The 15,343-nt window shown below is 65.4% G+C and carries 11 protein-coding genes; 8 read left to right on the forward strand and 3 right to left on the reverse strand.

All coding sequences use genetic code 11. The features are described from left to right. Nucleotides 1-5: 5 nt before the first annotated feature. A complete protein-coding gene (locus IPV08_RS19335) occupies nucleotides 6-758 on the reverse strand; it encodes a hypothetical protein (protein ID WP_246748059.1) in 753 nt (250 codons plus the stop codon). A gap of 416 nt (nucleotides 759-1,174) precedes the next feature. Here IPV08_RS19335 and IPV08_RS19340 point away from each other — a divergent pair, with 416 nt between their 5' ends. Continuing rightward, nucleotides 1,175-4,072 carry a phosphoenolpyruvate carboxylase gene (locus tag IPV08_RS19340; RefSeq protein ID WP_246748061.1) on the forward strand — a complete coding sequence of 966 codons (2,898 nt, stop codon included), beginning with the start codon at nucleotides 1,175-1,177 and terminating at the stop codon, nucleotides 4,070-4,072. 120 nt (nucleotides 4,073-4,192) lie between these two features. On the opposite strand, the gene IPV08_RS19345 is transcribed toward IPV08_RS19340, so the two are convergent. Beyond that, on the reverse strand, nucleotides 4,193-4,912 hold the full coding sequence (locus tag IPV08_RS19345; RefSeq protein WP_207413065.1) for a YggS family pyridoxal phosphate-dependent enzyme: 720 nt from the start codon (nucleotides 4,910-4,912) through the stop codon (nucleotides 4,193-4,195). 197 nt (nucleotides 4,913-5,109) lie between these two features. Between IPV08_RS19345 and leuS the strand changes: the two genes are divergently transcribed. The 7 genes from leuS (at nucleotide 5,110) to IPV08_RS19380 (ending at nucleotide 13,957) form a co-directional block, all read left to right on the forward strand. After that, nucleotides 5,110-7,701: a leucine--tRNA ligase gene (gene leuS, locus IPV08_RS19350; protein WP_207413066.1), complete on the forward strand. Its 2,592-nt coding sequence runs from the start codon at nucleotides 5,110-5,112 to the stop codon at nucleotides 7,699-7,701. 214 nt (nucleotides 7,702-7,915) lie between these two features. Continuing rightward, complete coding sequence (gene lptE, locus IPV08_RS19355; protein ID WP_207413067.1) at nucleotides 7,916-8,467, forward strand: LPS assembly lipoprotein LptE; 552 nt, start codon at nucleotides 7,916-7,918, stop codon at nucleotides 8,465-8,467. Further along, on the forward strand, nucleotides 8,464-9,495 hold the full coding sequence (gene holA / locus IPV08_RS19360; protein WP_207413085.1) for a DNA polymerase III subunit delta: 1,032 nt from the start codon (nucleotides 8,464-8,466) through the stop codon (nucleotides 9,493-9,495). The genes lptE and holA overlap by 4 nt, the downstream gene beginning before the upstream one ends. A gap of 154 nt (nucleotides 9,496-9,649) precedes the next feature. Next, nucleotides 9,650-11,539 carry a tRNA uridine-5-carboxymethylaminomethyl(34) synthesis enzyme MnmG gene (mnmG, locus tag IPV08_RS19365; RefSeq protein ID WP_207413068.1) on the forward strand — a complete coding sequence of 630 codons (1,890 nt, stop codon included), beginning with the start codon at nucleotides 9,650-9,652 and terminating at the stop codon, nucleotides 11,537-11,539. Beyond that, a complete protein-coding gene (gene rsmG / locus IPV08_RS19370; RefSeq protein ID WP_207413069.1) occupies nucleotides 11,529-12,170 on the forward strand; it encodes a 16S rRNA (guanine(527)-N(7))-methyltransferase RsmG in 642 nt (213 codons plus the stop codon). The genes mnmG and rsmG overlap by 11 nt, the downstream gene beginning before the upstream one ends. Further along, the gene (locus tag IPV08_RS19375; RefSeq protein WP_056423099.1) at nucleotides 12,167-13,009 is read left to right on the forward strand and encodes a ParA family protein; all 843 of its coding nucleotides are present in this window, start codon (nucleotides 12,167-12,169) and stop codon (nucleotides 13,007-13,009) included. The genes rsmG and IPV08_RS19375 overlap by 4 nt, the downstream gene beginning before the upstream one ends. A gap of 54 nt (nucleotides 13,010-13,063) precedes the next feature. Beyond that, complete coding sequence (locus IPV08_RS19380; protein ID WP_056423097.1) at nucleotides 13,064-13,957, forward strand: ParB/RepB/Spo0J family partition protein; 894 nt, start codon at nucleotides 13,064-13,066, stop codon at nucleotides 13,955-13,957. A 46-nt stretch (nucleotides 13,958-14,003) separates the two neighbouring features. Here IPV08_RS19380 and mnmE read toward each other — a convergent pair whose 3' ends face one another. Continuing rightward, complete coding sequence (gene mnmE / locus IPV08_RS19385; protein ID WP_207413070.1) at nucleotides 14,004-15,311, reverse strand: tRNA uridine-5-carboxymethylaminomethyl(34) synthesis GTPase MnmE; 1,308 nt, start codon at nucleotides 15,309-15,311, stop codon at nucleotides 14,004-14,006. Nucleotides 15,312-15,343 lie beyond the last annotated feature (32 nt).

The following is a 15,343-nucleotide window of genomic DNA, read 5'->3' on the forward strand; positions in this document are numbered from 1 at the left end:
GATCATTATTGGCCGGCCGGAATGGCGCCCTGCGGCAATTGAAGACCGCGAGGGGCTGCGCCCTCCCCTCGCCCAGCTCCCTCGGCGGCGGAGGCCTTGGGCGGGCGCGGTGATTTGGCGACGGGTTTGGGCTTCACCTTGGCGACCGGCGCCGCCTTGACCTCCGGGGCATCGCCGCAGCGGCGATAATCGAGACGCGCCAGGACCTCGCCCGCCTCGGAAACGATGTTGAGAAAATCCGGCAGCACCGTGAGTTGCTCGTCCCAGCGGACCGGTCCGCCTATCGTCGCCTCCAGGGCTGCGGGGCTGCCGCCCCGGCGCAGGGCCAGGAGGTCGGGGCCGAAGGCGGTGGCGGCCTTGTTGCCGATGACGACCTGCAGCACGCGGGTAGCCTCCGGCGTCAGGGGGCGAAGCGGGTTGTCGACGGTGATCGTGCCGCTCCGCGTCACCCAGAGCGAGACCGCGCCCTGCCCTTCGTAGAACGCACCCTGACCGTTGTCGCAGACGACGATGAGCTCGGGCAGCTTCACGGGAGCGAGATTGGCTGCCGGCATCGGCAGGGGCGCGGCCGGAGGAGCATCGGGCATCTCGGCAGGTTTGGCGACGGGTTTCGGTTTCGGTTTGGGCTTTGGTTTCGGCTTAGGCTTGGGGGCCGGTGCCTCGGCCTCGCCCAGAGGTGCGGCGGCGTCTTCTTGCGCGAGTCCGGGAGCAGCTCCCAGCATTCCGCATAAGAGGGCAACGCAGGAGACCAGCGCCAAGCGGCTCCCGCTCCGCATCCTCCGAGCCCGAAACACGGAGCTCGGGTCGCCGGGAGGACAGGACGGGATCTGATGGATCTGCATGGCCCAGAGGGTTACCCCAGCCGGAACCGGGTTGCATCCACCTGTCTCGCACCACAGGAGCGCTTTCGCACAAGGGCCGGGCATCGCACTTCGGGTTACCGCGGTCGGAACGGTCCTTGCGTCTCGTTTCGACCCCTTGCGCCGAGGGAACGTGGAGCCGAAACCATGCGGACGGATTGGCTTTGCACGGTGGTGATGCTGTTCGGCCAAGCCATCCGTCGGTGGATGACGGGTCGTCATGCACGCATTGTCTTCGGCGCGATGCCCAACCTGTTCTAAGGCGACTCGACTCCGGGGCCGTCCTCTTTCTTCTGTCCAGACAAGGTTGATCGATGCGCATGCTTGACCGCAGCCCAGCCAATGCGGTGCCCGATCCCGGCGAGCTGGAACAGGATCTCATCGCCCTCATCGAGGAATCTCGCGAGCGTTCGAGCGAGGATCCGTTCCGCAATCCCGTCCTGGCGGTGACGCTCGCGATTACCCGCCGCTTCGACCGCGAAGAGATTGACGACGACGACCTCGACGGCCTGTTCACCCGCCTGCGCGCACAATCGTTGATCGCTCGGGCGGAGCGCCTGCGCGGCTATGTCGGGCTGGACCGGGACACCCAGACATCGGCGGACAACACGATGCCTGCCCGTCTCGTGGCTGCGATTCCGAAAGGAACGGGGGATTTCGAGACTTTCCGCGACCTCGTCGGCCGTACCGGCTTCGCCGTGGTGTTCACTGCCCACCCGACATTCGGGATGCCGAAGGCCGTGGCGGCGCTCATCGCCGAGGCCACGTCGCAGGACAGCGAGGCAGCACGCCTGCCCCTGCTCGAGAAAGCCGCGGCCCTCTCGACCCGGCCGGATGCAAAGATCAGCCTCGACGATGAATTCGAACAAGCCTGCCTCGCGGCCAATCACGGTCGTACGGCCTTGGACAGCTTCAACGCCGCCCTCCTCGATGCGGCCCGCGCGCGCTGGCCCGACCGCTGGACCGAGTTGGTGCCCAAACCCTTCGCCATCGCATCCTGGGTCGGCTGCGACACGGATGGACGCACCGATATCGGCTGGTGGGACACCTTGCGCTATCGCCTGGAATCGAAGCGGATGCAGCTCGACCGGGTGATGCGCCACCTGCCTGACGTGCCGGCCACCAACGTCGTGCGTGAGCTGACGCAAGGCGCGCTGGCGGCCGTGAACCGGCAGCTCGCCGTTGCCCCGCGCCTCGGGACCAAACCTACCCTGGAGGCTGTGCACCGCTTCTCGCTGGCGCTCATCATCGAGCGCGAGCGGGCCCAGACCGATTCCGGACCGATCCTGGCCGGCCTCGCCGGAGCCATAGGCGGCGTGGAGAGTGACGAGGACAGGCGCGCCATCGCCCTCCTGCGCTCCGGCATCGCGACACACGGCCTGTCGAACGCCCTGCCGCATTTCCGGTTGAACGCCAGCCAGATCCACAATGCCGTGCGCCGGGTCATCGATCTCGACGGCGAGCCGACGGACGCAGCCCACCGGCGCTCGCATCTCGCCACCATCCATGCCCTTCTGAACGATGTGCAGCCGGTGGCCGTGGATTTCGGAGCGCTCGCCGCCGAGCGGGCCTCGGCCGCGCGCCTGATGATGACCATCGCGCAGATCCTGAAACACGTGGACGGCACCCATCCGGTGCGCTTCCTCATCGCCGAGACGGAGACCGGCTACACCCTTCTCGCCGCCCTCTGGCTGGCCCGGCATTACGGGATCAGCGACAAGGTCGAGATCACGCCGCTCTTCGAGACGGCGAGTGCACTGGAACAGGGCATCCGCGTCCTCGACGACGCCCTGCGCAACCCGCATTGGCGCGCCTATCTCAAGCGCATCGGCCGACTAACCGTGCAGTTCGGCTACTCGGATTCGGGGCGCTATGTCGGCCAGCTCGCCGCGAGTTTCTGGATCGAGCGCCTGCGCCTGCGCATCACCGACCTGATGACGCAGAACGGCCTGTCCGGCATCGAACTGGCGATCTTCGATACCCACGGCGAATCGATCGGCCGCGGTGCCCATCCGACCTCACTTCGGGACCGCCTCGCCTATCTCGCGCCGGAGGATTCACGACACAAGAACCGGAAGGCGGGGATCAAGGTGCGCCTGGAATCGAGCTTCCAGGGCTCGGACGGCTACCTCATGTTCGGCACCCAGGCCCTTGCCCGCTCGACGGTGGAGCGGATCGCCGAACACGTCTTCGCCTTCGACACGGCCGACGACGATTCCTTTGCCGATTATGTTCTGTCCGACGCGCCGGGGGCGGACGAGACCGACGACCCGATCTACGGTGAGGCCGATTTCGCCGCCGAGTTCTTCACCGTGGCCCGGCAGGACATGGAAGCCCTGGTGGATGATCCCGGCTACGCGGCGCTGCTGGGCACGTTCGGCCCGAGCCTGCTCGACCGCACCGGCTCGCGTCCCGTGGCCCGCCAGACCGATAGCGGCGGCCCCAGCATGATCACCCATCCCCGCCAGATGCGGGCGATTCCGAACAACGCGATCCTGCACCAGCTGGGCTATCTCGCGAATTCGCTCCACGGCCTCGGCCGGGCGGCGAGCCGCGCACCGGATCTGTTCCGTGACATGCGCCGCGATTCGGTTCGGTTCTCGCGCGCGTTCCGCCTCGCCCAGCATGCCTCGGCGGTGGGCGACCTCGATGTGCTGCGCGCTTATATCGATACGCTCGACCCGGCCATGTGGCTCGAACGGGCACGGCGCACACAGCGCGACGACCGGCGCGACGAACTCCTCGTCATCGCCACCGCCCTCGACCGCCTGCGGCTTGCGCCCGATCTGCGCCGTCTGTTCGGGCGCCTCACCAGCGACTGGCTGAGTCTGCAATCAGCCGCCCCGGACCTCGGCAAGATGTCGGTGCGGCTGACCATGCTTCATGCCCTGCGCCTCGCCCTGATCCACCGGATCTGGTTCCTGGCGGTGCACATTCCGGGCTTCCGCCCGCAATCGGGCATCACTCGCGAGCAACTGATCGAGCGCTTCCTGCGCCTCGACATCGACGGCTGCCTCGCCATGCTCGACGAAATCTTTCCGATCACGCCGGACCCGACGCTCGGTCTCAATTTCGGTGAGCCCGCCGGCCCGCGCGATGTCGGCACCTATGAATCGGAGCACAAGACGATCTTCGGCCCGATCCGCCAGTCCTTCGCTCGTGTCCGCGAGTTGTCGGGCATGATCCAGCATGAGGTGGGCGCATTCGGCTAGGGTGCGGCAAATCCCGGGCTCCGCTCCGCAGGCCCGGGAAAGCTGGCGCCGGTGGGGAAGGGCGTTCCATTCCTCACCAACCAGCCCCCTCCCCGGCCGGCTAACCCACTTGGAACCGCATCACGCTCCGGCGGGGCGCGGCCTTTCGCCGAAGATCGCTGTGCCGACGCGGATATGCGTGGCCCCCATCTGGATCGCCGCCGGGAAATCCGCGCTCATGCCCATGGAGAGGATGGGCAGGTTGTGGCGCTCGGCGATGCGCGCCAGGAGGGCGAAATGCGCCGACGGCGGGTCCTCGGCGGGGGGAATGCACATGAGACCGTTGATCGCCAGGCCATGGGTCTCTCGGCATTCGCTGAGAAGAACATCCACCTGCGACGGCGAGACGCCGGCTTTCTGCGGTTCGTCACCGGTGTTGACCTGAACCAGCAGCTTTGGCGTCCGCCCGGTACGGTCGATCTCCTTGGCCAGGGCCGCCGCCAGTGACAGCCTGTCGAGGGCATGGATCACGTTGAACAATTCCACCGCCTCGCGCGCCTTGTTCGATTGGAGCGGCCCAACGAGATGAAGCTCCACATCGGGAAAGCGCTCACGCAAAGCCGGCCATTTCGCCTTCGATTCCTGAACGTAATTCTCGCCGAAAACCCGATGACCTGCCTCTAGGGCGGGGATGATCCCATCCGCATCGATGAGCTTCGAGACGGCCACCAGCGAAATCTCGGCCGGATTCCGCTCGGAATCCTGGGCCGCCTGGACGATGGTCTCGCGCACGGCCTTCAAGCCGGCGACGACGTCGGCCGCGTGCGGATGAGCGTATCTCGGCGGGGTAGAGTCGGGCATGATGTCTCGTCGGCCTTGAGAGGAAGGGCAGGTCCTGCCTGACCTAACACCCGCAACGTGGTCCGCAAGCGCCGGGCTTTGGCGGTGACGGCTCTGTTGACCGGCAAACAGGCCGTGTTAGTCCGGCATCCAACCTCTCCGGCGCCGCGTGAGGCGCCTTGCCAGGCCATCCTGGCCCGTATCTCAGAGTTCCTCTCATGACCTCCTCCCCCATGCCCGTTCCCGAGCGCTACAACGCCAAGGATGCCGAGCCGCGCTGGCAGGAGGCCTGGGCCGCGCACGGCATCTACGCCACGCGCAACGACGACCCGAGACCGAAATACTACGTGCTGGAGATGTTCCCCTACCCGTCGGGGCGCATTCATATGGGCCACGTCCGCAACTACGCCATGGGTGACGTGGTGGCCCGCTATAAGCGCGCGAAGGGGTTCGCCGTGCTCCATCCGATGGGTTGGGATGCGTTCGGCTTGCCGGCCGAGAACGCCGCCATGGAGCGCAAGGTCAACCCGCGCGACTGGACCTATGCCAACATCGCCACCATGCGCGGCCAGTTGCAGAGCATGGGCCTGTCCCTCGACTGGAGCCGGGAGATCGCCACCTGCGATCCCGACTACTACAAGCACCAGCAGCGGATGTTCCTCGACTTCCTCGACAAGGGACTCGTCACCCGCCGCACGGCCAAGGTGAACTGGGACCCCGTGGACCATACCGTGCTGGCCAACGAGCAGGTCATCGACGGGCGCGGCTGGCGCTCGGGCGCGCTGGTAGAGCAGCGCGAGCTGACCCAGTGGTTCTTCAAGATCACCGATTTCGCGCAGGATCTCTACGACGCACTCGACGGCCTGGAGCGTTGGCCGGAGAAGGTCCGGGTGATGCAGAAGAACTGGATCGGCCGCTCGGAAGGGCTGGAGGTCCGCTTCGCCTTCGACGCGCGTGACGGCGAGATCAAAGTCTACACGACCCGTCCCGACACCCTGTTCGGCGCGAAGTTCCTGGCCATTGCCGCCGACCACCCGGTCGCCGCGTCCGTGGCTGCCACGCGGCCCGAACTCCAGAGCTTCATCGAGGAATGTCGCCGCACCGGCACGGCGCAGGCAGCGATCGATACCGCCGAAAAACTCGGTTTCGACACCGGCTTGCGGGTGCGCCACCCCCTCGACCCGTCCTGGCTGTTGCCGGTTTATGTCGCCAATTTCGTGCTGATGGATTACGGCACCGGCGCCGTGTTCGGCTGTCCGGCTCACGACCAGCGCGACCTCGACTTCTCGAACAAGTACGGCCTCGGCAATACGCCCGTGGTCTGTCCAGAGGGGCAGGACGCAGCGAGCTTTGTCGTCACCGACACCGCCTATGACGGCGATGGACGGATGATCAATTCGCGTTTCCTCGACGACATGACGACGAACGAGGCCTTCCATGCCGTAGCTAACCGCCTGGAGGGCGAGATCCTGGACGGCGAGCCGGTGGCGGCGCGCAAGGTTCAGTTCCGCTTGCGGGATTGGGGCGTCTCGCGCCAGCGCTATTGGGGCTGCCCAATCCCCATCATCCATTGCGATTCCTGCGGTCCGGTGCCGGTGCCGGTCTCCGACCTGCCGGTGAAGTTGCCCGACGAGGTCTCGTTCGACACACCCGGCAATCCGCTGGAACGCGACCATGCCTGGCGTAACGTGCCCTGCCCGCGCTGCGGCGCTGCCGCCCGGCGCGAGACCGACACGATGGACACCTTCGTGGATTCGTCCTGGTACTACGCCCGCTTCACCGCTCCCTGGCTGAAGGATGCGCCGACCGACCGTTCTGCGGCCGATCACTGGCTGGCGGTGGATCAGTATATCGGCGGCATCGAGCACGCGATCTTGCATCTGCTCTACGCCCGCTTCTTCACCCGGGCGATGCAGGCGACGGGCTGGTCCGGCGTCTCGGAGCCTTTCGCCGGCCTGTTCACACAGGGCATGGTCGTCCACGAGACCTACAAGGACGCAGCGGGCGCATGGGTTCAGCCTGCGGATATCCGCATCACCGCCGAGGGCGGCGGGCGCCAGGCGTTTCACGTGAAAACAGATGCGCCGATCGCTATCGGCTCCATCGAGAAGATGTCGAAGTCTAAGAAGAACGTGGTGGACCCGGACGACATCATCGCGAGCTACGGGGCCGATACCGCTCGCTGGTTCATGCTGTCCGATTCTCCGCCCGAGCGTGACGTGATCTGGACGGAGGATGGAGTGCAGGGCGCGGCCCGCTTCGTTCAGCGAGTCTGGCGCTTGGTCTCCCTCGCGGTGGGCGTGCCGGCAGCGAGCGGAGCGTCGGACGCTGCGCTTCGCAAGGCCGCCCATAAGGCTCTTGCTGCGGTGGAAGAGGATGTGGAGCGCCTCCGCTTCAACCGTTGCGTCGCCCATATCTACACGCTGTCGAACGCTCTCGATGAGGCGATCCGTACGGCTACCGTCTCGCGCGATGCGGCGACGGAAGCCGCGGGCATCCTCACGCAGCTCGTTGCGCCGATGATGCCACATCTGGCCGAGGAATGCTGGTCGGTCCTCGGACGGCAGGGACTGGTCGCTCAAGCCGCGTGGCCGGTAGTCGATCGTGCCCTGCTTGTGGAGGACGAGATCACCCTCCCCGTTCAGCTCAACGGGAAGAAGCGGGCGGATGTCACCGTGCCGCGCACGGCCGACACCGCCGCGGTGGAAGCGCTCGTTCTGGCCGACGAGGCCGTGCAGAAGGCGCTCGAAGGCCGTGTCCCCCGCAAAGTGATCGTCGTGCCGGGTCGGATCGTGAATCTCGTGGTGTGAGCGAGGCGCGGCTTCGCAAATCAGATCTCGCCAAGGCCCGGGCAGGGCGAGACTTTGCATAACGGCAGGACGAAGGACGCCCCTCCAGGGCGATGTCGTTTCGGGCACCACCATCGTCCTGCCGCAGAGGAATCGTAAAGCTTGCCGCTTATACAGGTGACGCGACAGGCGGGATCGCCGTAAAGAGCGAGACCGGACGGAGAGCATTGCTGCGATGATGATCCATGGGCTGAGACAGGCGGTACGGTCCCGCGCGGCGAAAATCGCGTTGGTCTCCCTTATGGCCGTCAATCTCTCGGCCTGCTTTCGCCCGCTCTATGGACCGACCGCGTCGGGCGAGCCCATGGCTGCGCTCCTCGCCTCGATCCAAGTGGACGACGTCTCCACCGCTGCCGGGCAGGAGCGGCTTGGCCATTATCTGCGCAGCGAACTCATCTTCGATCTCGATGGTTCGGGCCAGCCTTCTCCCAAGCGCTACCGCCTGAAGATGCAGGGCAGCGAATCCGTGAAGACCCCCATCGTGTCGTCACAGACTGGACGCGCCGAGGCCGGCACGCTGGTTGGCACCATCCGCTTCTCGCTCGAATCCCTGGACGGTTCGAAGATCATCACCGAGGGTGTGGCCGTCGCCACCACCACCTATGACCGCTCGATCCAGCGCTTCGCCTCGCTGCGTGCGGCCCGCGACGCTGAGATCCGGCTGGCAAAGACCTTGGCCGACCAGATCAAGACGCGGGTCGCATCCGTGCTGGTGACCAAGCCCTGACCGCCGTAAAGGCTGGCGATATCGAAGCGTTGCTGCGACGCGGACCCGCGTCGCAGATCGCGGTGATCCTCGTCTACGGACCGGATACCGGCCTGGTCTTCGAGCGCGCCAAGCGTCTGGCCGAGAGCTTCGTCACCGATCCCTCCGATCCTTTTGCGCTGGTCAAGATCGATGGCGATACCCTCGCCTCGGATGCAGGTCGCCTCGTGGACGAGGCCGGCACCGTCGGCCTGTTCGGCGGTCAGCGTAGCATCTGGGTACGGGCCGGAAGCCGCAATTACGCCCCGGCCGTGGACGCGGCATTGAAGGCAGAGATCGCCGGCGCCCGCATCGTCGTAGAGGCGGGAGACCTCGCAAAGAGCGCACCGTTGCGAACACTCTGCGAGAAATCCACACGGGCGCTCGCCCTGCCCTGCTACGCCGATGACGAGCGGGCCTTGGCGGAGCTCATCGACCGCACGCTTCAGGAGAATGGCCAGCGGATCGCCCGCGAGGCGCGCGACATCCTGGCGATGAGCCTGGGCGGTGATCGTCGAGCGAGCCTGTCGGAGATCGAGAAACTGACCCTCTATGCCAGGGGCCAGACCGAGATTACCCTGGACGATGTGGAGGCCGTGATCAGCGACGTCGCCGGCAGCGTCCTTAATACGCTGATCGATGCCGCCTTCGTCGGACGGAGCGAGGAGGTCGAACGGGATTACCGCCGCTTCCGGCACGAAGGTATGGATCCGTCGATGATGCTTGGCTCTGCGCTGCGCCACGCTCTTACTCTGCTGTCGACACGGATTGCAGGTGAAGGACAGAGTCCGAGCATGATGGTTGGCAATTGGCGTGGGCTGCATTTCCGCCGTAAGGCGCTCGTCGAAGCCCAGCTTGGGCGCTGGTCTCCCGTTGCCCTCCGCCACGCCGTGCAGTTGCTTCAGGAGGCCGTGCTTGCCTGTCGACGCTCCCCGCCTGACCTCGCCCATGCCCATGCTTCCGCGACGCTCCTGCGCATCGCCACGGAGGCGGCGCGTCGGCGTGGCTGACGCGATCTGTCGTCCGTCTCCGATCGTCCTTCCCGCGATGCCTCCATGGCAGGACGGGCTTCGACTTCGAATGTGAATCGGCCGGATTCGGCAGAGGATGGGATACGCTCGCACTCCTCGTTGACGACTCGCTCCGGTCGCGCCTAATCACCCTATGTCTCAGACAAGTCTTTCCTTCGACGTGGTCGTGGTCGGAGGCGGCCATGCTGGCGTGGAAGCCGCTGCTGCTGCAGCCCGCATCGGCGCCCGTACCGCCCTCGTCACGCATTCAGCTGCCACGATCGGCGCGATGTCCTGCAACCCGGCCATTGGCGGTCTCGGCAAGGGTCATCTCGTTCGCGAGGTCGATGCCCTCGACGGACTGATGGGCCGTGCCGCCGACGCAGCCGGCATTCAGTTCCGCCTGCTCAACCGACGCAAGGGGCCGGCAGTGCGCGGACCGCGCACCCAGGCCGACCGCAAACTCTATGCGCGGGCCATCAAAGAAGCCGTCGCCAGCATCGCGAACCTTCATGTCATCGAGGGTGAAGTCGGGGACATTCACATTGCAGCCGCACAGGTCGCCGGGGTGATTCTGTCGGATGGGAGAACGGTTGCCTGCTCCGCTGTCGTGCTGACCACCGGCACGTTTCTTCGAGGCCTCATCCATATGGGAGAAGTGCAGATTCCCGCCGGGCGCGTCGGGGAGGGGCCATCCATCGGCCTCGCCCAGACGCTGGACCGGCTGGGTTTTGCGCTCGGACGTCTCAAGACCGGCACCCCTGCCCGTCTCGATGGCCGCACTATTGATTGGTTGGGCCTCGACATGCAGTCGGCCGATGACGATCCGGTGCCGTTCTCGACCCTCACGGAACGGATCACCACACCGCAGATCCAATGCGGCATCACGCGTACGACCCAGGCAGTGCACGATCTCATCCGTGCGAATCTTCACCGCTCGCCGATGTATTCGGGGGGGATCAGCAGCCGGGGGCCGCGTTACTGTCCGTCCATCGAAGACAAGGTGGTGCGCTTCGGAGACCGCGAAGGTCACCAGATCTTCCTGGAACCCGAGGGGCTGGACGACCCGACCGTCTACCCCAACGGCATTTCCACCGCGCTGCCGGAGAGCGTTCAGCGCGATGTCATCGCTCTGATCCCGGGTCTCGAACGTACGGCCATCGTGCGACCCGGCTATGCCATCGAGTATGACTACGTCGATCCTCGCGAGCTCGACACGACCCTCCAGGCCAAGCGACTGCCCGGCCTGTTCCTGGCTGGACAGATCAACGGCACGACCGGCTACGAGGAGGCCGCGGGGCAGGGGCTAGTGGCTGGGATCAATGCCGCCCGGCTCGCCGGGGGATCGACCCTGTCGCGCTTCGACCGGGCCGAATCGTATCTTGGGGTGATGATCGACGATCTCGTGACCCACGGCGTCAGCGAACCTTATCGCATGTTCACCTCGCGCTCGGAATATCGGCTGTCCCTCCGCGTGGACAATGCCGATGAGCGCCTGACCCCGCGCGGGGCCGCTCTCGGCTGTGTCGGCTCCGAGAGGGCCGAGCATTTCGCTCGGTCACAAGGTGAACTGGAGGCAGCGCGGGGGCTGCTCGATAGGCTCAGCCTGACACCGGCCGCAGCGGCTCGGCATGAGATCGCGCTTAACCAGGACGGTATTCGCCGAAGTGCCTTTCAATTGCTCTCCTATCCGGAGATCGACTGGGACCGTCTGACCGAGGTGTGGCCCGAGCTTCAGAGCGTGTCTCCTCGTATCTCGGATCGCCTCCGAACGGATGCGACCTATGCCGTCTATCTTGATCGCCAGAATGCCGACATCGCGGCTTTCCGACGAGACGAGGCCCTGTCGCTTCCAACGAAGCTCGACTATGGCGCCATTCCCGGCTTGTCCAATGAGATGCAGGCCAAACTCGAAACGGTGAGGCCCGGCACGCTTGGTCAGGCTGCACGGATCGAGGGCGTGACTCCTGCTGCGCTGACGTTGCTGGCAGCCCATGCTCGTCGCGCCGACCGCTCCAATCCGGCGGCTGTCCATGGCCGCTAGGCATGACGACCGAACTCGCGTTCTCGCCCAGGCAAATGTTTCACGTGAAACAGCCGAGGCTTTAGACATCTATGTCGAGCAGCTAAGGAGGTGGCAAAGCGTCAAGAACCTCGTCGGTCCCGCCACACTCACGGAGGTTTGGACCCGCCACATTGCTGACGCCCTCCAACTGCTCGATCTCGCCCCCGACGCCAGCAAGTGGCTCGATCTCGGTTCGGGGGCTGGAATTCCTGGCCTCATCTTGGCTATCGCAGGACGTGATCGGCCGGGTTTTCAGGTGGACCTGATCGAGAGCAATGCGCGCAAATGCGCCTTTCTCACGGAGGCGGCCCGATTGACGAAAGCTCCGGCGCGGGTTCGCAACGTCCGCATTGAGGACGCTATCGCCGGACACGTTGGAGTTCACGCCGTCTGCGCCCGTGCTTTGGCTCCCCTCCCCCAATTGCTCGAATGGACGGAACCGCTGTTGACAACAGGCACCATCGGGCTTTTTCCGAAGGGCCGTGATGCGCAGGCGGAATTGACCAATGCAGCGCAACGGTGGAGATTCGTTTACGATCTGGTGACGAGCCGTACTGAGTCGGACGCGCGGATCGTCCGCGTCACCGCCCTCTCCCGCGTGGATTCATGACCATCGAACCCTCCTCCGCCTCCAGGGCGACGCCCGAGCGGCCGTTGCGCATCCTTGCTTTGGCCAACCAGAAGGGCGGTGTCGGCAAGACGACGACAGCCATCAATCTCGGTACCGCGCTCGCTGCTATTGGTGAACGCGTCTTGGTGATCGACCTCGATCCGCAGGGAAACGCTTCCACCGGGCTCGGCATCGACCGCCGCTCGCGCAAGCTGTCGACCTACCACGTGCTCGCCGGCGATGCGTCCCTGGCCCAAGCGGTAGTACCCACGGCCGTACCCCGGCTGCTTCTCGCCCCCTCGACGATGGATCTTCTTGGCCTCGAATTGGAAATGGCGAGTTCGTCCGACAGGGCTCACCGCCTGCGCAACGCCATGATCGATCTCGGTAAGGCCGGTGCCACCGAGGGCGTGACCTATGTCCTGATCGATTGTCCTCCTTCCTTGAACCTGCTGACGATCAATGCACTGGCAGCCGCCGACGCCGTGCTCGTGCCCATGCAATGCGAGTTCTTCGCCCTGGAGGGGTTGAGCCAACTCCTGCGCACTGTCGATCAGGTCCGCAGCGCGCTCAATCCGCGTCTCACCATTCAGGGTGTGGTGCTGACTATGGTGGATCCGCGCAACAACCTCTCGAATCAGGTTGCGGCCGATGTCCGTAGCTTCCTTGGCGACAAGGTCTACGAGACCACGATTCCACGCAACGTTCGCGTTTCGGAGGCCCCGTCGCATGGCAAGCCGGTGTTGCTCTACGACCTGAAATGCGCCGGCTCGCAGGCCTATCTACGCCTGGCCTCGGAAGTGATCCAACGCGAGGGGCGGCTTCCAGTCGCGGCGTAGGTCGCTCGTTCTTTTTCGTGAATGCGTAGCGTATCGGAGTTGAAGCAGGTGGCGATGGCGGATGATGTGGCGCGGCCTCGACTCGGGCGTGGGCTTGCGGCCCTGATCGGAGATTTCGGCGACGATAGCGGCGATGCGGGGAAGCCGCAGGCACAGCGCAAGGTCGCCGTCGAATTTCTGCGCCCAAATCCGCGAAACCCGCGTCGGCGCTTCCACGAAGCCGAACTCGACGAGCTAGCCGCTTCGATCAAGATCCGCGGCATCATTCAGCCTATCGTGGTCCGCGCTCTGGCAGGCGTTCCGGATACCTACGAGATCGTCGCCGGCGAGCGTCGTTGGCGCGCCGCTCAGCGTGCCGGGCTGCACGAGGCCCCAGTCGTTGTCGTCGAGATCGACGATCGGACCTCCCTCGAATACGCCATTCTCGAGAACGTCCAGCGCAGTGATCTCAACGCCATCGAAGAGGCGGCTGGTTATGAGCGGCTCATGAGCGAGTTTCGCTATAGCCAAACGGAGCTCGCCGAAATCATCGGAAAGAGCCGCAGCCATCTCGCCAACACGTTGCGTCTTCTGCAATTGTCCAGCGCGATCCAGGACCGAGTCGTCGCTGGGGAAATCACAGCCGGTCACGCCCGCGCTCTTCTTGCTGTGCGGGAGCCCGAAGCCGTCGCGCGACGAATCGTGGCTGAAGGGCTGTCCGTCCGTGAGGTCGAGGCCCTGGCCTCAGCTGAAGTGCCGGAAGGCGACGCCCCCCGCCCGGGGCGTCCGCGCAAGCCGGAGCGCGATGGACAGGTCCGTAGCCTGGAGCAAGCCATGGCGCGCGCGCTTGGCGTCACGGTATCGCTGAAGTCGAAGACTCAAGGCAGCGGGGAAATTCGCATCCGCTACGAAACGCCGGAAGAGCTCGACGCCCTGTGTCGCCGTTTCGAGATCTCGAACGGGGCCTAGCTTCCCGCAGCGAACGGCCAGGGACCACCAGCCTTGGCGCCACCCGTCACTTACCGATACAGAACCCGGAGAAGAGGCGATCGAGCATATCCTCGACGCCGACCCGGCCGGCGACCTCGCCCAAGGCGCGAACGGCAAGCCTCAGATCCTCGGCAAGCAGCTCCGGAAGGGCAGGGCCCGACACGATCCTGGAGAGGTGATGGCTGCAGCGGGTCAACCCATCGCGGTGCCGCTCGCGAGTAATGAGAGCATCGCCGCCGCCAAGGGCCTGCTCCGCCCTCGCTTCAATGAAGCGTAGCAGGTTGTCGATACCCGCACCGGTCAACGCGGATACGGCGTGTCCCCCATTCACGGCAACGCCCAAATCCGACTTCGTCTGAACCCGGATCGTGCGATCTGGCAGGTCGTTCGCTGGGTCGTGTGGATCGTCATTTGGCTGGAGCGCAAGGATGAGATCGGCTTGGTCCATCCGGTTGCGGGTGCGCCGGATGCCTTCGGCCTCCACTGGATCGGTCGTATCCCGCAAGCCGGCCGTATCCACGATGATGACCGGTAGCCCGCCGAGATCGCAACGAATCTCGATAAGGTCGCGGGTCGTGCCTGGAATGGCAGAAACGATCGCGGCATCGCGCTGGCTGAGAGCATTGAGCAGCGTGGACTTGCCGGCATTGGGCGGCCCTGAGAGAACCACGACGTAACCCTCCCGCAGACGCTCTCCCCGCCGGCTATCGGCGAGAGCGTGATCGATGTCGTCACGGATGGCGCGAGCCTTGGCATGAAGCGCCGCATCGAGCGCGGAATCATCCACATCGCCCTCATCGGCGAAATCGAGGGCGGCCTCGGCTCCGGCCAGGAGATCGATGAGACGATCACGCCAATCGGCCACCTTACGACCTAGGACTCCGTCGAGTTGACGCAGAGCTTGGCGTCGTTGCGCTTCTGTCTCCGCATCGATGAGATCTGCCGCACCCTCGGCGGCGGTCAGGTCCATCCGACCGTTCTCCACGGCACGTCGGCTGAACGCACCAGGTTCGGCGATATGGCATCCGGGATGAGCAGCGAGCGCGGCCATGACAGCGGAGCGCACCGCGAGGCCACCATGGAGGTGGAGTTCGGCCATATCTTCGCCGGTGAACGTCTCAGGTCCTGGCATCCACGCCACGAGGGCGGAATCGAGTGGTTCGCTGGTCGTGGGTTCGCGGAGAGTCCGAAGAGATAAGCGCCGAGGCGGTGGCAGTCGCTTCGCGACGCTCGTGACCAGGTCGGCTGTGGCAGGTCCGCTGATTCGAATGACGGCGACGGCCGCACGTCCGAAACCGCTGGCGGGCGCGAAAATGGTAGTGCCGTCGTTCATAGCTCAACCACGACGCCGCGTAGGTTCCTATG

The organism is Methylobacterium sp. SD274, assembly GCF_017355285.1.
In the GTDB taxonomy this organism is placed as follows: domain Bacteria; phylum Pseudomonadota; class Alphaproteobacteria; order Rhizobiales; family Beijerinckiaceae; genus Methylobacterium.

Excerpts from the sequence above, each read along its gene's own strand:
- lptE (WP_207413067.1), top strand. The coding sequence starts at position 7,916 with ATGATGATCCATGGGCTGAGACAGGCGGTACGGTCCCGCGCGGCGAAA.
- leuS (WP_207413066.1), top strand. The coding sequence starts at position 5,110 with ATGACCTCCTCCCCCATGCCCGTTCCCGAGCGCTACAACGCCAAGGAT.
- IPV08_RS19345 (WP_207413065.1), bottom strand. The coding sequence starts at position 4,912 with ATGCCCGACTCTACCCCGCCGAGATACGCTCATCCGCACGCGGCCGAC.
- rsmG (WP_207413069.1), top strand. The coding sequence starts at position 11,529 with ATGGCCGCTAGGCATGACGACCGAACTCGCGTTCTCGCCCAGGCAAAT.
- mnmG (WP_207413068.1), top strand. The coding sequence starts at position 9,650 with ATGTCTCAGACAAGTCTTTCCTTCGACGTGGTCGTGGTCGGAGGCGGC.
- mnmE (WP_207413070.1), bottom strand. The coding sequence starts at position 15,311 with ATGAACGACGGCACTACCATTTTCGCGCCCGCCAGCGGTTTCGGACGT.
- IPV08_RS19375 (WP_056423099.1), top strand. The coding sequence starts at position 12,167 with ATGACCATCGAACCCTCCTCCGCCTCCAGGGCGACGCCCGAGCGGCCG.
- IPV08_RS19340 (WP_246748061.1), top strand. The coding sequence starts at position 1,175 with ATGCGCATGCTTGACCGCAGCCCAGCCAATGCGGTGCCCGATCCCGGC.
- IPV08_RS19380 (WP_056423097.1), top strand. The coding sequence starts at position 13,064 with ATGGCGGATGATGTGGCGCGGCCTCGACTCGGGCGTGGGCTTGCGGCC.